The sequence below is a fragment of the uncultured Nostoc sp. genome (genome assembly GCF_964247315.1).
GTDB lineage: Bacteria > Cyanobacteriota > Cyanobacteriia > Cyanobacteriales > Nostocaceae > Nostoc.
Genome location: NZ_CAXTTT010000021.1, coordinates 19500 through 36924, shown reverse-complemented (window position 1 = coordinate 36924; position 17425 = coordinate 19500). Strand labels below are relative to the sequence as shown.

Genomic DNA, 17425 nt, shown 5'->3' with positions numbered 1-17425 from the left:
AATTCAAAAAATAATGTAGAGGCAAAGGGGCAGACAGCCGCCCCTTTGCTCCTATGAAAATCAGGTAACACCAAAGACAATCACTAAGCCCAAAACCGCCCCAAATACAATCAAGGCATAAAATTGAGCGCGACCGTTTTCTAGGTACTTCAGACCTTCACCGCTAACAAGGGTAAAAAAGCCTGTGAGGTTAACAGCACCATCTACAACACGGAAGTCAACTTCCATAACTTGTCTAGCTACGCGACGCAAGCCGAGGACAAAAACCCGATGATAAATGTCATCAAAGTACCACTTGTTGAGAGATAACTCGTAAAGTGGTTCGATTTTAGCAGCGATCGCAGCCGGATCAATTTTACGGCGCAAATACATCAGCGAAGCCAGGGTAATCGCAATCAAAGAAATTCCAACTGAGGCACCCGCCATGATGTAGAATTCCGTCGGATTGAACTCGGAAGTCTTTTCTATAACTTCGGAGAGAGTTTCGCTAGGAGGAAAGATAAACTCTTCAAAATAATTGGCGTAGGGAGTTCCCACCAAACCAATCAAAATCGAAGGCACAGCCAACAGTGCCAACGGCAGCGTCATCGTCCACGGCGATTCATGAGGAGAGTCGCTGTGATGCCCGTGAGAGTCATGGGAGTCATGGGAGTCATGGTGTTCACCAGTGGCAGCCAATTCTCCTTTTTTCATTGCCCCAGGCCCAAAATTCGGGGCTAGTTCTTCTGACTCTAATTCCAGGACAATTGTCGCCGCAGCCTTCTTGAGTTTTTCCTTGATTTTCTCGTCAGTACCCTGGAATTTGCCTTCAAATGTCATGAAATACATTCTAAACATATAGAAAGCTGTAATCCCGGCAGTTAGCCAGCCGATAAACCAAAGGAGTGGGTTAGCCTCAAAAGCATTCCCTAAAATTTCATCTTTTGACCAGAAACCAGCAAAGGGTGGAATACCAGAAATTGCCAAGCAACCAATCAAAAAGGTAGTTGCTGTGACAGGCATATACTTTCGCAGTCCACCCATCAAGCGCATATCTTGCGCTAAGGCGGGGTTGTGTCCAACGACACCTTCCATACCATGAATTACTGAACCTGAACCCAAGAACAGCATCGCTTTGAAATAGGCGTGGGTCATCAGGTGGAATAGTCCAGCACTGTAGGAACCTATTCCCATTGCCATCACCATGTAACCAAGTTGGGAAATGGTGGAGTAAGCCAAGCCTTTTTTGATGTCGTTTTGGGTAATGGCAATGCTAGCCCCCAAAAACGCCGTAAACGCCCCAGTAAAGGCAATGACATTCATTGCGGCTGGAACGTCTTCAAATACTGGGTACATCCGGGCAATCAGGAAAACACCCGCCGCCACCATCGTTGCTGCGTGAATCAAGGCAGAAATGGGGGTGGGGCCTTCCATTGCGTCTGGTAGCCAGACGTGGAGGGGGAATTGGGCTGATTTCGCTACTGGCCCTAAGAAAACTAAAATCGCAAACAGGACAGCGAGAAAATTGCTGATCGAACCTGATTCGACAAGTTGGGCGAGGCGATCGCCCATGATATTAAAATCAAAGCTTCCTGTTGCCCAGAACAGCCCCAAAATACCGAGTAACAAACCAAAGTCGCCTACGCGGTTGGTCACAAAAGCTTTTTGCGCGGCATCGGCTGCTGACTTGCGATCGTACCAAAAGCCGACCAGCAAGTAAGAACACATCCCCACAAGTTCCCAGAAGATATAAATCTGTACTAGGTTGGGGCTGACCACCAGACCTAACATTGAGGAGCCAAACAAACTGAGATAAGCGTAAAACCTCACGTAACCGGGATCGTGAGCCATGTAGCCATCGGTGTAAACCATGACTAAACAGGCTACCGTTGTGACAATCACCAGCATTAGGGCTGTCAGGTGGTCAATAGTGTAGCCCATGCTCAAGTGAAAATTACCTGCTGCCGCCCACTCAAAGGTGCGAAGATAAGGCGCGTGTCCTTGAATTTGACTCCATAACAAGGCAAACGACAGCCCCATAGCTGCTGCCATCATGGAGATAATCACCACAGCGTTAAGCTGCCGTAGGCGGTTTGTCACCTGATTCAACGAGATTAACCCTAGACCGACCAGCATTGCCCCAAAAAGAGGGAACACCGGAATCAGCCAGGCATACTGATAGATTACTTCCATCACTGACGCCTACTTTTAGAATTCTTGATTAGCGTGTCTAAACTGTTAATAATTGTGACACACACCCTTTAGGATAAAATAACCCACCCAAGGCTGATTGGGTGGGGTATTAAGCATGGTTTTAGATTTGGTCATTAGTCATTGGTCATTAGTCATTGGTCATTGGTCATTAGCCCCATGCCCTATGCCCTATGCCCCATGCTCAATATCCATCAAGCTGACCGACACTCTAAGTCCACTGTTTTTGAACTTTTGTAGATTTTGGGGTAACTGCTGTAGCTGGCTTTAATCTCTTCTAAAGCTAGACGTAAATCTTCTCTGCCACGAAAGCATTCCAAGCGATGGCGAATAGTGCCATTTTCAATCAATAGTAAAGTGGGTAGTGATTTTAGCCTATAGGTAGTAGACAATTTAAAATTTTGATCGGCGTTAACCCCGACTAATTTAATTTCATCCCCGCACTGGGCTTGAAATTGCAACAATAGTGGGTGAATAACTCGACACAAGCCACACCAAGGTGCTTCAAAGTTAACTAAAACAGGAATAGGAGATTCTAAAACTTCTTCAGTAAATGTCCGCTCACTAACCGACAACACCATGACGCCTCTTGGATTATAAGGTTTTTATTTTTATATCAAACTAGCTATCAGTACTGAATTAAGTAGTACTGAGTCCGAGTTCTGGTTGCTGAGTAGAAGTCCATAACTAAAGTTAGCGGATTGAATGAGGAACTCGTTTATTTTGCTTTTAGAGTTAAACCGGGGATTGGGATCAATTACCAAGCTGTGAATACTAAGTTATTTGCTTTTACTCAGGACTCAGGACTCAGCTACTGCTTCAGAGGAGGGTTGGCAAGTCGCTAACTGCCGATAGATGCTTTCAGGACACAGAATAATTGGCAAAAATTGAGCGCGTTAATGTGTCTCTGACTCAAAAGCGACCTTAGAAGTCGCGTTGGCTTTTTTTAGATGTTAAACTCCTGATTGCCGTGACCGCCTGGGGATTTGACTGAATCTGCCACTTTCTTTCAAGGAAAGGCAACTGACCAACGACTACCAATATAAAATCTCAAGCTGACTGAACGCACCCCCCACTGATAGATGTTTGAATTTATCCTACATTGATTTGGAGCAATTGATAAGCTGAAATTTCCATCTATTTCGGATTTTCTGCTGACACTGGGGATCGTCTAAGATTACCATCCTATGCTACTAGTTGCTTCCAGTAACAGAGGGTGCGACCACCAAAGCAAAGCTATAAAAATGGTAACTCCCAAATAGGCAGGGCGGAGAAATTCCCGCCATCTGAGAGATTGACGCCCGTCAATAATTGCTTTAAAGGGAATAATTGAAGTCCGCTGTCTGGCAATTTCAAAAGCTTCTCCATAACGATCGCTCAAACGGCGATCCCCATGCCAAACCCCAAACAAGTGATGCAATATTAATCCAATGGAAGTCACAAGGGTAAAGGTAGTACCCAGCCAGAGAGTATGGGCAACACACCAAATTATTTGTCCTACCATCTGGGGATGACGGGTAATCCGAATAATTCCTGTTTCGTAGAGATGAACTTGGGGCTTTTGAATAGCAGCAATTTCTAGTAGATTGAAGGTAGCAGGATATAAAAACAAAAACGAGATTGCTGATAGCAGCCAAACAAATTCTCGAACTCCTGGCACCCCTTGTACCTGCCAAATTTGCAAACCATCATAACGGTGCCCAAAAAAGTAAATAATTAATATCACAGCCAACAGTAGGCTGACTAATGCAAAGAGAATGCGATAAAACCTTGGGCCAATGTATTTTTCTGCCCAAGGGCGTAAAGCAGCGCCTCCACTGTGAGCGATCGCAAAAACTATTTGTAACCCTAGTATGACAAAATGACTGGGTGTCAACCAAGAAATCAGCAGCATATACACAGGTGAAGTAATTTAAAGAAAACTGAATTCAGTACAACCAATACCACAAAGTATTCAAAAGGGGACTTTAGTCAAGATGTTGTGCTACTGTCTTTTTCGAGTCAATCCTTCAAGTTTAATATGCAATAAATCATGTCCGGCTGATTGCTGCCAAACCGGATTTATTACGTGCATCTACTCCTTTAAAAGTTTGTGGGTTGAGCCTTATGTCTGACCTTCCTTTCACTTTAGATCAGTTACGTATCCTGAAAGCGATCGCCCAAGAAGGAAGCTTCAAGCGTGCCGCTGATAGTCTTTACGTCTCCCAGCCTGCCGTCAGTTTGCAAGTCCAAAATCTTGAACGGCAACTCGATGTCCCCTTATTCGATCGTGGAGGACGACGCGCCCAATTAACCGAAGCTGGGCATCTACTCTTAAACTATGGTGAAAAAATCCTCAGTCTCTGTCAGGAAACTTGCCGCGCGATCGAGGATTTACAAAATCTCCAAGGTGGTACTTTAATTGTCGGTGCTTCTCAAACCACTGGCACTTATCTTTTGCCCAGAATGATCGGTATGTTCCGACAAAAATATCCAGATGTGGCAGTGCAATTACACGTCCACTCTACCCGGCGGACTGCTTGGAGTGTCGCTAACGGACAAGTCGATCTGGCGATTATCGGTGGTGAAATTCCTGGTGAACTGTCAGAATCTTTAGAAGTTATTCCTTACGCTGAGGATGAACTAGCGCTGATTTTACCTGTCTTTCATCCTTTTACCAAACTTGAAAAAATCCAGAAAGAAGACCTATATAAATTACAATTCATTGCTTTAGATTCCCAATCAACTATCCGCAAAGTAATTGACCAAGTGTTAGCACGTTGTGAAATCGATACCAGACGTTTTAAAGTTGAAATGGAATTGAATTCCATTGAAGCGATTAAAAATGCTGTGCAATCTGGTTTAGGAGCTGCCTTTGTTTCAACTAGTGCGATCGCTAAAGAGTTACAAATGGGCGTTCTACACCGTACTCCCATTGAAGGCGTTGTCGTCAAAAGGACGCTGTGGCTGATTTGTAATCCCAATCGCTATAGATCCAAGGCCGCAGAAGCCTTTAGTCAAGAAATTTTGCCCCAGTTTGCTAACCCAGGATGGAATCAAAATGTGTTAAAATTAACACAAAAAAGTTTAGTGTTAACTACATTGGAGGTAGCAACACCCACCTCATCTGGCGAAGACTAAAATCAGGTTATTAGTCCCTTGTCATTTGTCCTTTGTTTTTTGTAAATGACCAAATAATTCGTAATGACGCTTCTCTGTCGCTAACTTAATTCGTAATTATTAACCCATTGTGTTCGTGCAGGGTGCTGTAGACAAGCCAAGGGTTTGACATCAGGAAAAAAATTTCCTGTTCCTTATTAACAAATTTAGTTACTCTGTAACCAGAACTAATTACGAATTACGTAGCTTGCTTCTTGCCATTGGCGTAGCATCTCGTAGAGAAGGCGAGTATTATCAATTGCGAATTATTTTGACTAATCACGAAAATGGAAGTTTACTGCACTCGTCCACGTTGTCCACGCCCACAAAACTATTTTGCCGATTTAGATGATGTTACGACACTGAAAACAACCCAGCAAAAGTATTGCACTACCTGTGGTATGCCATTGATGCTAGATGGTCGATACGTGCCAACAAAACTGCTGGGAAGGGGCGGGTTTGGAGCAGCATTTTTGGCACGCGATCGCCGAATACCGGGAATGCGTCAATGCGTGGTTAAACAGTTTCAACCAGCGGGAAATTTAACCTTAACTCAACTGCAACAAGCGCAGTTAATGTTTGAAAGAGAAGCAGAAGTTTTAGCACAGCTTGGTAACGATCACGAGCAAATTCCTGATTTATTTGCCTTCTTCCCAGTGATAGTTAATAGCTTGCAACCAGGAGAGCAAGACCAATTTTTTTACTTAGTGCAAGAATACATTGACGGGCAAACCTTAGAGGAAGAATTAATTCAACAGGGCAAATTTTCTGAACAGCAAGTGTTAGAGGTATTGCAAGGAATTCTGCGGGTTCTAGAGTTTGTCCATGATAGAGGCATTATCCACAGAGACATTAAACCTTCAAACATCATGCGTCGTCGTGATGGGAAACTTTTCTTACTAGACTTTGGCGCAGTCAAGCAAGTAACAAATGTTGCACTTTGTTCTGCGGCTTCTTCCACAGGAATTTATTCTATGGGATTTGCACCGCCTGAACAAATGGCTGGTGGGCAAGTATTTCCATCTACAGATTTATACGCTTTAGCTGTAACTCTGATTACCTTGTTAACAAACCAGGAAGCAATTCAACTATTTGATGCCTATAGCAACCAGTGGAAATGGCGAACTCAAGTGAGTGTCAACCCTCACCTTGCTGACATTTTAGACAAGATGTTGCTACCTGCGGCTAATCAGCGCTTCCAGTCAGCCCAGGAGGTTCTACGCGCACTTAACTCACAGGAGGCTCAAGCCCCTACACAACTTCATTCGCCCTCTGTAACCCTCCCGCCACAACCACCCCAAGGTTTTAGCCCTGTTGTTCCCCGTCGTCCACCAACTCAGCCAGCGTTTTCTACATTGGAATTATTGGGTGGGGCGGCATTTAGTGGATTTGAGGGTGCATTGATCGCGATCGCCCTGTTCAGTCTAGTCAAATCACCAATAGTTACTTTGATTATTTCCGCCCTAATTTTAGGTATACTTATTTTTGCCCAAACTCGGCGATGGATTGAAAAGTTCGATTTATTAATTATTCCTACAATTACTTTTGCAATTATTTTTTTTATCCCCTTTTTACGCGGAGGTATTGACCTTCCGTCAATGGTAATTTTAGCAGTTGGGGCAGGCTTAGTAGCTATTTCATTGACAGCTGTATTTCGACTTATTTATAAATTGCTATCTCTCTTACTTTAAAAAATTTCTGAATTCAAATTTGTTCATGTCACAAAAGAATGAAACTGCAATTTTAGCCTTGGCCCTGCTGCTGACAGTTGGTATAGTTGGCGGTGGTTTTTGGTGGTTTACTAACAATGGGGTCAAAATTGGTAATACCAACATTCAAAATCAACAACCAGGCAACAATTCATCCTTACAAGACCGCATTAGTTTTGGAGAAAAAGCCTTTACTCCGGGTGACATTTCTGCTGTGAAAAAAGAAGGAGTACAGGCGATCGCAGCTAAAAATTACGAGCGAGCGATCGCCAATTTCACAGCTGCCCTAAAACTCAACCGTAACGATCCAGAAGCATTAATTTTTCTTAACAATGCCCGCATCGGTTCTTCCAAGAGCTATACCATTGTGGCTTCTGTACCATTTGGCACTGACCCCAATGTTTCTTTAGAAATTTTACGTGGGATAGCCCAAGCCCAAAATCAAGTTAATAGCTCTGGAGGAGTCAAGGGAGTATCGTTGAGGGTAGGGATAGCTAGCGATGACGACAATCCAGAAATAGCCAAGCAAATCGCTTCTGGCCTAGTCAGTAATTCCGAAGTATTGGGTGTAGTTGGGCCGAATACCAGCGATTCCACCTTAGCCGCAGGTGCTATCTATACTTCTGGACAACTTGTAGCCATATCTCCCACCAGTACATCTGTCAAAATTTCTAACTTTAGCCGCTACGTTTTTCGCACAGTTCCCAGTGATTTTATGGCTGCGAGAACTTTAGCCAACTATATGGTGAGAACCTTGCAGAAAAAAAATGCAGTGGTTTTCTTTAATTCCCAGAGTAACTATAGCCAGTCTTTAAAATCAGAGTTTGTCTCATCCGTTTCCTTAGAGGGTGGACAGGTAGCCAGCGAATTTGACTTATCCAGGGCGGATTTTAGTGCGGCTAAAAGCGTAGAACAAGCAACTAAACAAGGTACAGAAGTGGTGATGTTAGCTGCTAACACTGAAACTCTCGATAAAGCGCTGCAAGTAATTCAGATTAACCAGAAAAAGTTAACTCTGTTGGCGGGAGATGATGTTTACACCGCTAAAACTTTGGAAATTGGCAGAGAACAAGCTGTGGGGATGGTATTAGCAGTTCCCTGGCATATTGATAGCGATCCAAAGTCAGATTTTCCCCAGAAATCGCGGCAATTATGGGGCGCTGATGTGAGTTGGCGAAGTGCCCTCAGTTATGATGCCACTGTCGCTCTAATTGCGGCATTAGAACGCAATCCCACGCGAGCTGGAGTCCAACAAGCACTCTTGTCATCTGACTTTTCTGCCGCTGGTGCTTCTGGTACAATTCGGTTTTTAGCATCAGGCGATCGCAATGCGCCAGTCCAACTTGTAAAAATTGTTCCTGGTTCTCGCTCTCGCACTGGTTATGACTTTGAACCAGTGCGTTAACCAGTAATAAAAAATTAAAAGTTAACCAATTGTTAACCTGGAAAAACCCTGAAGATGAGAAATTAAGCTTTATGGGGAAAAATCTTAGTATCAACTAACAATTTATCCTCACCAATACTCAAGCCTTGAGAAAACAGACGAATAATCCAGGGGAAATTTATTATACCTTGGGTTTTAAAGTAGTCAGAAGTGAGGGTTTGTCAGCATTTTTAGTAAAACACCCGTCCTCCAAATACAATCTCAAGTAGCAAGCACTTGTCAAGTCAAGCACTTATATTGAATGGACGCGCGCGTAATTATACTATGTCCCAAAAAAATGAAACAACTATTCTTGTATTATCCATCCTAATCACCGTCGGGCTAATAGCTGGCGGTTTTTGGTGGTTTACTAGAAAATCTGGTGTCGATCTAAATACAATTAATTCTGGTAGCACCAAAACGCCCCAAACCGGATCGGAACAACCTAGTGCCAATACTTTCACTTCAGTAAAGGATGTTCCTACAGGATTATTTAATTACGGAGGCAGTACATCTTGGGCACCAATTCGATTAGTAGTTGATCCAGCAATTCAAGCCGTGCGGCCAGAGTTACGGCTACGCTATGTACAACCCAGTAATGCATCTCCTGGGTCTGGTACTGGCATTCAGTCCTTGATAGATGGTCAACTCGCCTTTGCCCAGTCCTCCCGACCAGTTCTAGATCAAGAATTAAGCCGTGCCCAGTAGCGTGGGTTTAGTTTAAAACAAATTCCTGTGGCAATTGATGGTTTAGCGGTTGCAGTTAATCCCAACCTGAATATTCCAGGATTAACAGTAGAACAGTTAAAGTCAATTTACATAGGCAAAATCAATAATTGGAGCCAGGTGGGCGGCCCCAATATCTCAATCAAGCCCTATTCTCGCCGTATTGCTGATGGCGGTACTGTCGAACTTTTTGTCCAAGACATTTTGGGTGGTCAAGCTTTCAGCTCCAATGTAGAATTTATCTCCACAACCACCCAAGCCTTGCAAAAATTGGCTGATAGTCCTGGTAGCATCTACTACGCTTCTGCCCCAGAGGTGATTCCTCAATGCTCAATCAAGGCCTTGCCGTTGGGGCGCACGCAAGGGCAATACATAGCTCCATACCAAGAACCTTCTGTCCTCCCGTCTGAATGTCCTGGTAAACGGAACAAGTTGAACATTGAGGCTTTCCAATCAGGAAAATACCCGATTACCCGCAATCTGTTTGTGGTGGTCAAACAGAATGGTCAGACTGAGCAGCAAGCAGGTGTCGCTTACGCCAACTTACTGCTGACTGAGCAGGGACAGGAACTAATTACCCAAGCGGGATTTGTCAAAATTCGCTGACACCTACGATTGCCTGTGGTGGGGTCTAGCCCATCACATTCAAGACAGAGTGGCGGAAATCGCCGCTCTGAACTGTACCTTAACCAGCTCTATTAATCGACTCTGCTGGCAAGCATATTAGATTATCGCCTTGAGTCAGGATTAAACCACGTTGACGCAGCTTACCCATCAAGCGGGTGACAGTGACACGAGTAGAACCAATCGCGCTACCAATTTGGGCATGGGTGAGGGGAAAGGGCAGACAATAACCGCGAATCACATCAGGATCGGTGTCGCTCATTGCTGGCTCTCCATATTCCTCAATTAACAATGTGAGAAATCCTAAGAGTCGGTCAATTGTGCGGCGTTGTCCCAAGGCACTCAGCCACAGCAGCTTACGCTGGTGCTGATACCTAAAGGCATCCATAACTTCGCGACGGAAGTGAGGCCAGTTGTCTAAATCATGCCAGTACATCCACAGCACCGCAGTTTGATCGACATGGGCGTAAGCCTGGAGCGTGAATGGTGACTGAGCAACAATTTCAAATGGCTGTCCCGCTCCCACAAAACCCAAGAACGCTTCTTCAGGAGTTCTGTTGATTCGTCGAGACGTTAGCTGACTGGCAGTCGCACTAACTTGGGCAGTTCCTACCATACGGATCGCACCCCTTTGCACCAAATACAGCAATCCAGGCCGGGCTGGAATGCGCTCATCTTTGCTAAAGGTGCGGCAGCGATAGTGTTCTTGAGCCCAGTCAAGAATGCGTTGCCAAGTCAAAAAAGGCCGTGATGCCTCAGAAAAGGAGGATGGAGATTGCATAGGTAACAAAGAGCGTTCGGCTGAAGACAAAGACGTAAATAAAAGGGTGCAAGGAGTGTCTTTGTGTTGACGAGGCAGGCTTAACGCCTAACAGCGCCAGCCAATCCAAAGAATAGAAAGCAAATTACTCTCTACTCTTTTGTTATACTTCCTACTGTACAATGGTGGTAGTAAAGTTTACTTACTATTCATCGATTATTCATCAAATTTTATCCTCTTCTCATTTTTCTTCATCTAAATTAAATTTATACCGCAAGATAGATGGCAAAAATGTAACAAATATATCTTACATTACTATTTAAATAATATTACGTGCATTATAAATTACCAGTTAGCAAATATACGTCAATTAAACAGCTATTATATAGTTATATAATAAAACCAATAAGCATTAATACTTACAGAGAAGACAATAGATGCATAAAAGACGAAAAAATTACTCTACATAAAGGTAGAGATGATAAAAAATTTTTCTATACCTCAAGTGTGTCTCTGCGACTATCAAAATCTCAGAATCGAAAAGCGATGGAGCTTGCCAGTGCGATCGCTTCAGATTTATCAGGGATTTGTGAGGGTGTTTTTAGCATCCAAATAGTTCCCCCTGGTTGGATAAATTTTGAATTAACTCACTCAACCTTAGCGACTTGGTTACAAAGTCTCGTAGTTGGGAGTTCGGAAAGAGCAGGCGAGCAGGGGAGCAGGGGAGCAGAGGAGACAATTGATGCCCAATCCCCAATAACCAATTCATTGTTTGCTGTTGAATATGCTCATGCACGCTGCTGTTCGCTAGTGCTGCTGGCTCATCGAGAGGGATTGATTAAACTTAGAGAACCAGCTCCAAATACTAGTCCAGCTTTTTGGGATGTTATTTTTCCTAACCCCCTACCTTGGCTTAATTGCGACGGAATATTGCAGCTAAATCACCCAGATGAGCGTCGTCTAATTGGCGAGTTAATACAAGTGGTAGACAACATAGAGTGCCCTGATGTTAGCGGTTCTGTGAAATGGGAAAAAGTAGCGCTGAATTTGAGCCAAGCTTTTGAAAAGTTTTGGTCTAATTGCCGGATTTGGGGTGAGGTGAAAATTACGTCACCAGAACTGGCCCAAGCTAGACTTGGATTGCTCATGGCTACTCAGTCAGTATTAAAATTTGTCTTAGAAGAGAATCTAGGGGTTTTTGCGCCTTTGGAGTTATAAATCGGTAATCTCGCTTAGGCAAAAATAAAAACTTTTTATATAGCTATTGACTCAATGCACCACCTCGGATACATTAGCAGGTGTGTGAGGAGCGAACCAGCAGGGGCACCGAGACGAAACACGGCCAGTCGTCGGTGTCCTTTCTGATTTGTATCGGTTAGATTTGAAAAAATGCCTTCACTACAACAAAAACTTTTCAATTGCTACTGCTGCCCCATCTTCCTCTACGCTAGGAGCTACCCACTTTGCGATCGCTTGTACTCCTGCTGGTGCGTTGCCCATAGCTACACCAAGTCCCGCATACTCCAGCATTTCCACATCATTGAAGTTATCGCCAATCGCCATAACATTGGCTAACTGTAATCCCAGCAATTCTTCGGCTAGGTAACGTACAGCAGTCCCCTTATTCACAAAGGCGTTAGTTGCTTCAAAAAAGGTAGCAACAGATGTCGTCAGATAAAGTTCAGCAGGTGTGTATTGGCGGCGCAAATTTCCTAATAGCTTGTCGATTACATCAATGTCATCAGACAATGCAAGAATTTTTGTCGGTTCATTCGTTAAGGCTTGACGCAAATCACCCACAGGAATCGGGATAACATCAGAACGTTCTGCATAAATTTGAGTTTCTCTGGTTAACTCACGGACGTATAGCTGATCGTTGATGTAAAAGTGAACAGATAGAAGCGATCGCAACTCCGGCTGTTCAAAATAGTCGAGTAGCTGGTAGGCGATTTCCCTGGAAACAACCCAATGGCGATGAATTTTTTGAGCGATCGGGTCTTGAATCCAGGCTCCCTGATAGGCCATTAATGGTAGTGTAGAGCCGATATCTTGGTGAAAACGCAAAGCTGAACGATACATTCGACCTGTAGCGATCGCCACTTGAATTCCTCGTGCTTGCGCTGCAACAATAGCTTGCTTTACAGGTTCGCTGATAGTGTTAGAGTGTCCAGCGATCGTACCATCTATATCCAAAACTAGTAGTTTAATGTCTTTTGCAGCAGCCTGATTGTCAGTAGATGCTTTCTGCATAATTTCCTAGATTTTAAGTTCCAGTAAGAGGTTAACAGGCTCTAGCGACCAGTGGGGAGTAGTAGAAAAAATTGGGTTCTCCAGTCAACTCAATTTCCCTACGGTGAGGATGCTAAGTCACACAATTTTAGATTTTAGATTTTAGATTGACCCCAGCGCGCAATCCACTTACTCTAAGTATTTTGGATTTCTAGCAAAAGCCTTGGTGATTAGGACATCGATAGATGATAAAACTTAGACACAAAAAGACTTTTCGCCCAGTCCCCACTCCCCTGCTATACTTAAAAGTATTAAAATTTATGGCTAATAGGCGCAACAAAAAACCCGATTATCGAAAAAATCGGGCATTTTAATTTCAATTAGATAGCCTGATCGATAGATAGAATGGGAAAAACTTATTTATTCAAAAAAGTCTATGAATTGGACACCTTGATCCAGCTTTTTTTGCGTTGTGATAATAGACAAAGCCCAGCAATTAAACCAACTCCAAGTGTGCTGGAGGGTTCAGGTACTGATTTCACCTCATCGTAGTCGTAAGTTACTGTGATACCTGCTTTGGCAAATGTATCAACATAGGAACTTATGTTACCCGATCCCGAAACTACTGAGCTAGCTATGGCTGAGAACAAAAAGTCTATGTTGCCATTACCAATGAAAGACTTCAAGAATTGGGTATTAGTGAAAGACTGAGTACCAGATTGTGTAGCAGTTAAGTTAGAAACAATCTTTCCAGAGGTGCCACTATAATCAGTCTTGCCGTCATATTTAGCAACTTGATAACTGAAGCTATCTTGTGGATTAAGCGCAAACAGAGACTGATTATTTAGTTCTAAGCTGAGTTCACTGGCAAGCTTTACTGTTACCGGAGTCGAGGTTTTACTCCTATTTTCAAACCCTGCATTAGCAAGTATGTCGCCAGTAAATCCTATCGTTACACCCTTGAGTGTGCCTAAAGATGAGTCAAATTTTTGGATGCTCAGAGGTGCATCAGTGATATCTGTCAAATCGTAATCAAGGGAAGTAGTGTAGGAGAGAGAAGCTGCATTAGCTGCTCCAGATGTTGCAACAATTCCTGCCAAAGTTGTGGCAGCAGCTAGAGTGTTGAATAGTTTTGTTGTCATGATGGAAGATGCTTTTCTGAAACGAAGCATTACGGGATTGGTAACTTATTTTTAACTCTAAAGTTTTGGTTATAGGCTTGATAAATACACGTAAACTTATGTAAAGTTTTTATGTTAAAACTCCTTCGATAAATATACCTTTGCGTAGTCATATATAAAGTTTTGTTAAGGCAAAGAGGCTTTATGATAGTGGCGATCATGTGTTGAAAGATTAAACTACTTTTTGTTGGTTTCTGAGAATTGAATTTTAGTCAGCAGGCTAACCTGACTTCCGATGAGAAGTTGGGGTTCTGGTTATTATGTTTCTTTATACTCATGTAGTTATATTTGCCAAAAGTTAGTTCTACTGGGTTTCCGTACTAAAGCTACAAACACGCAGGTATGCATTGTATAAAAATATCAGAAATATCAAAAATATATAAAAACTGGGCTATTGTCATCAAAGCCAAGCTAAACGAGCATCTGAAATTGCTAACTATGTGACAAAGCTTCTGGCTAAAATAGGGCTATGTCTGAAATCACTTCTGCAACTGCAACACGCCCCACGTTCATCCTCGTAGATGGGCACTCGCTGGCTTATCGTTCATACTTTGCTTTCGCCAAAGGGCGAGATGGAGGACTGCATACGAAAGCAGGCATTCCTACCAGTATATGTTTTGGTTTTGTCAAGTGCCTGTTGGAGGTAATGGCAACACAACAGCCCCAAGCAATGGCGATCGCTTTTGATTTGAGTGAGGCAACTTTTCGCCACGAAGCTGACGAGACTTATAAAGCCGATCGCAAAGAAACGCCAGAAGACTTCATTCCTGACTTAGCAAACCTGCATGAGTTGCTGAATGGCTTCAATCTACCAATTTTCACTGCCCCTGGTTTCGAGGCTGATGATGTTTTGGGAACCTTAGCACAACGAGTAATTGCTGCTGGATATAGAGTGAAGATTTTGACTGGCGATCGCGATTTATTTCAACTGATCGATTCTGACAAAGAAATCACTGTTCTGAATTTTAGTCCAGATGCCCTAAAGCGCTCTACAAATAGCATCACTGAATTTGAAGCAGAACAAGTCAAAGAAAAAATGGGCGTTTTACCTTCACAAATTGTTGATTTCAAAGCTCTTTGTGGTGATAAATCAGATAATATTCCTGGTGTCAAGGGAATTGGCGAAAAAACAGCGGTGCAACTGCTAAATACCTATGGTTCACTTGAGAATGTTTATGCTGCGTTAGATGAAATTAAAGGCGCAACTCAGAAAAAACTGGCAGATGGTAAAAAAGATGCCGAGAAGTCTCGCTATTTAGCAACTATAGTTTTAGATGTTCCTATAGAATTTGATTTAGAAGATTGCAAATTAAAAGGGTTTGATACAAACGTTTTATTACCAATTTTAGAAAAATTAGAATTTAAGTCTTTTTTAGGTAAAATCAACGACCTCCAGCAACGTTTTGGTGGCAAAGTTGAAGAAAAACAACAAGCCCAAACAGAGCCAACTAATCCCAATACTAACTCAGAATTAAACTCTGATGAAGATAATGATTTGTGGTTTTTCAGTGCTAGCGATACAGCAGCAGTTACACAACAATCTACTTCCCCAATTACACCACGCATCATCAACACCGAAGCAAAATTAACTGAGTTAGTGAAAATTTTGCAAAAATTCACTAATCCAGAAACTCCCGTTGCTTGGGACACTGAAACCACCGATTTAGAACCAAGAGATGCTGAGTTAGTAGGAATTGGTTGCTGCTGGGGAACGAAACCAGATGAGGTAGCTTATATTCCTGTCGGGCACAAAACTGGGGAAAATTTGCATAAAGATTTGGTGCTAGAAACACTACGTCCAATTCTTGAAAGTACCGATTATCCCAAAGCTTTACAGAATGCCAAATTTGACCGCTTAGTTCTTAGATGTCAAGGAATTAGTTTGACGGGAGTGGTCTTTGATCCCATGCTGGCAAGTTACATTCTAAATCCAGATTCTAGCCATAATTTGATGGATTTAGCGCAGCGATATTTGGGATTGATAGCAAAAAGTTACTTAGATTTAGTTCCTAAAGGCAAAACCATCGCTGATATAGATATTCCCGCCGTCGCAGATTACTGCGGTATGGATGCTTATTCTACCTTTGGTTTAGTGGCGAAATTGCGTGATGAACTGGATAAAATTCCAGCTTTATCTAAGCTATTAGTGCAAGTGGAACAGCCGCTAGAAGCAGTTTTAGCTCAAATGGAATATACAGGCGTTCGGATTAATTCAGCTTATTTACAAGAACTTTCGCAGCATTTAGAAACTGAGTTAGCCAGGTTAAAAGAGGAAGCAACTGAAATAGCTGGGGAAAATTTTAACTTGGGTTCTCCTAAGCAATTGAGCCAAATTTTGTTTGAAAAATTGGGGTTAAGCACCAGACATTCTCGTAAAATTCAAACAGGCTACTCTACAGATGCAGCAACACTAGAAAGACTTCAAGAAGATGATAACACTGGATTTGTTGAAGCGATCGTTGAGTATCGCACCCTATCCAAATTAAAATCTACTTATGTTGATGCACTACCTGCATTAGTACGTCCAGATACCCAGCGAGTGCATACTGATTTTAATCAAGCAGCAACATCAACTGGTAGGTTATCTTCTTCTAATCCGAATTTGCAAAATATTCCCATTCGTACAGCTTTTAGTCGCCAAATTCGCAAGGCATTTTTGCCTGAACCTGGCTGGTTAATGGTGGCTGCTGATTACTCACAAATTGAATTACGGATTTTGGCTCATTTGAGTCAAGAGCCGATATTAGTGCAAGCATACCAGCAAAATGAAGATGTTCACACTGTTACAGCGCGGTTAGTGTTTGAAAAAGAAAATATCACATCAGAAGAACGAGGGATGGCAAAAACTATCAATTTTGGTGTGATTTATGGAATGGGTTCTCTAAGGTTTTCGCGCTCAACTGGGATAGATAAGACCGTTGCCAACGAGTTCATTAAGCGGTTTAATGAACGATATCCGAAAGTATTTGCATATTTGGAGCGAGTAAAAAAAGAAGCGATCGCTCTTGGTTATGTAGAAACTATTTTCGGTCGCCGTCGTTACTTTGATTTTACTAATAACAGTTTACGCAAATTAAAAGGCAGTAATCCTGAAGATATTGAACTGAGTAAATTGAAAAATTTGGGTGCTTATGATGCAGGTTTATTACGCTCTGCGGCTAATGCACCAATTCAAGGTTCCAACGCTGATATTATCAAAATTGCAATGGTAAGATTACATGAGGTTTTGAAGAACTATCAGGCGCGTTTATTGTTGCAAGTTCACGATGAATTAGTGTTTGAAATTCCCCCTCATGAGTGGGAAGAATTACAACTACAAATTAAGTCGGTGATGGAAAATGCTGTCCAGTTGAGTGTGCCGTTATTGGTAGAGGCGCGTGTTGGTGACAATTGGATGGAGACCAAATAAGTTTAACTGGGGATTGGAAGAACTACATTATTTATT

11 protein-coding genes and 1 pseudogene are annotated in these 17425 nt (G+C 42.6%); 6 read left to right on the top strand and 6 right to left on the bottom strand.

What is annotated here, in order from left to right; all coding sequences use genetic code 11:
* Positions 1-60: 60 nt before the first annotated feature.
* The 3 genes from ACFE93_RS08820 to ACFE93_RS08810 form a co-directional block, all read right to left on the bottom strand.
* The gene (locus tag ACFE93_RS08820; RefSeq protein ID WP_375472950.1) at positions 61-2172 is read right to left on the bottom strand and encodes an NAD(P)H-quinone oxidoreductase subunit 5; all 2112 of its coding nucleotides are present in this window, start codon (positions 2170-2172) and stop codon (positions 61-63) included.
* A 212-nt stretch (positions 2173-2384) separates the two neighbouring features.
* Complete coding sequence (locus ACFE93_RS08815; RefSeq protein ID WP_375472949.1) at positions 2385-2771, bottom strand: thioredoxin family protein; 387 nt, start codon at positions 2769-2771, stop codon at positions 2385-2387.
* Between the two features lie 596 nt (positions 2772-3367).
* Positions 3368-4084 (bottom strand): NnrU family protein, encoded by a 717-nt coding sequence (locus ACFE93_RS08810; protein WP_375472948.1) that lies wholly within the window; start codon positions 4082-4084, stop codon positions 3368-3370.
* A 212-nt stretch (positions 4085-4296) separates the two neighbouring features.
* Here ACFE93_RS08810 and ACFE93_RS08805 point away from each other — a divergent pair, with 212 nt between their 5' ends.
* From ACFE93_RS08805 to ACFE93_RS08790, 4 genes and pseudogenes are all read left to right on the top strand, one after another.
* Positions 4297-5310, top strand: coding sequence for a LysR family transcriptional regulator (locus tag ACFE93_RS08805; protein WP_375472947.1), 1014 nt, complete (start codon positions 4297-4299; stop codon positions 5308-5310).
* Positions 5311-5615: 305 nt separating this feature from the next.
* Positions 5616-7019 carry a protein kinase gene (locus tag ACFE93_RS08800; protein ID WP_375472946.1) on the top strand — a complete coding sequence of 468 codons (1404 nt, stop codon included), beginning with the start codon at positions 5616-5618 and terminating at the stop codon, positions 7017-7019.
* A gap of 25 nt (positions 7020-7044) precedes the next feature.
* Positions 7045-8442, top strand: a complete 1398-nt coding sequence (locus ACFE93_RS08795; RefSeq protein ID WP_375472945.1) for an ABC transporter substrate-binding protein — start codon at positions 7045-7047, stop codon at positions 8440-8442.
* Positions 8443-8745: 303 nt separating this feature from the next.
* Positions 8746-9792 (top strand): annotated as a pseudogene (locus tag ACFE93_RS08790) (PstS family phosphate ABC transporter substrate-binding protein).
* Between the two features lie 79 nt (positions 9793-9871).
* Here the strand turns inward: ACFE93_RS08790 and ACFE93_RS08785 are convergent.
* Positions 9872-10591: a Crp/Fnr family transcriptional regulator gene (locus tag ACFE93_RS08785; RefSeq protein WP_012412419.1), complete on the bottom strand. Its 720-nt coding sequence runs from the start codon at positions 10589-10591 to the stop codon at positions 9872-9874.
* Between the two features lie 312 nt (positions 10592-10903).
* On the opposite strand from ACFE93_RS08785, the gene ACFE93_RS08780 reads away from it, so the two are divergent.
* Entirely contained in the window at positions 10904-11788 is an 885-nt protein-coding gene (locus ACFE93_RS08780) for a DALR anticodon-binding domain-containing protein (protein ID WP_375472944.1), read from the top strand.
* A 180-nt stretch (positions 11789-11968) separates the two neighbouring features.
* On the opposite strand, the gene ACFE93_RS08775 is transcribed toward ACFE93_RS08780, so the two are convergent.
* Together ACFE93_RS08775 and ACFE93_RS08770 are read right to left on the bottom strand one after the other, a co-directional pair.
* Positions 11969-12820, bottom strand: coding sequence for a Cof-type HAD-IIB family hydrolase (locus ACFE93_RS08775; RefSeq protein ID WP_375472943.1), 852 nt, complete (start codon positions 12818-12820; stop codon positions 11969-11971).
* Between the two features lie 413 nt (positions 12821-13233).
* Positions 13234-13941: a choice-of-anchor E domain-containing protein gene (locus ACFE93_RS08770; protein WP_375472942.1), complete on the bottom strand. Its 708-nt coding sequence runs from the start codon at positions 13939-13941 to the stop codon at positions 13234-13236.
* 508 nt (positions 13942-14449) lie between these two features.
* Between ACFE93_RS08770 and polA the strand changes: the two genes are divergently transcribed.
* Positions 14450-17389 (top strand): DNA polymerase I, encoded by a 2940-nt coding sequence (gene polA, locus ACFE93_RS08765; RefSeq protein WP_375472941.1) that lies wholly within the window; start codon positions 14450-14452, stop codon positions 17387-17389.
* Positions 17390-17425 lie beyond the last annotated feature (36 nt).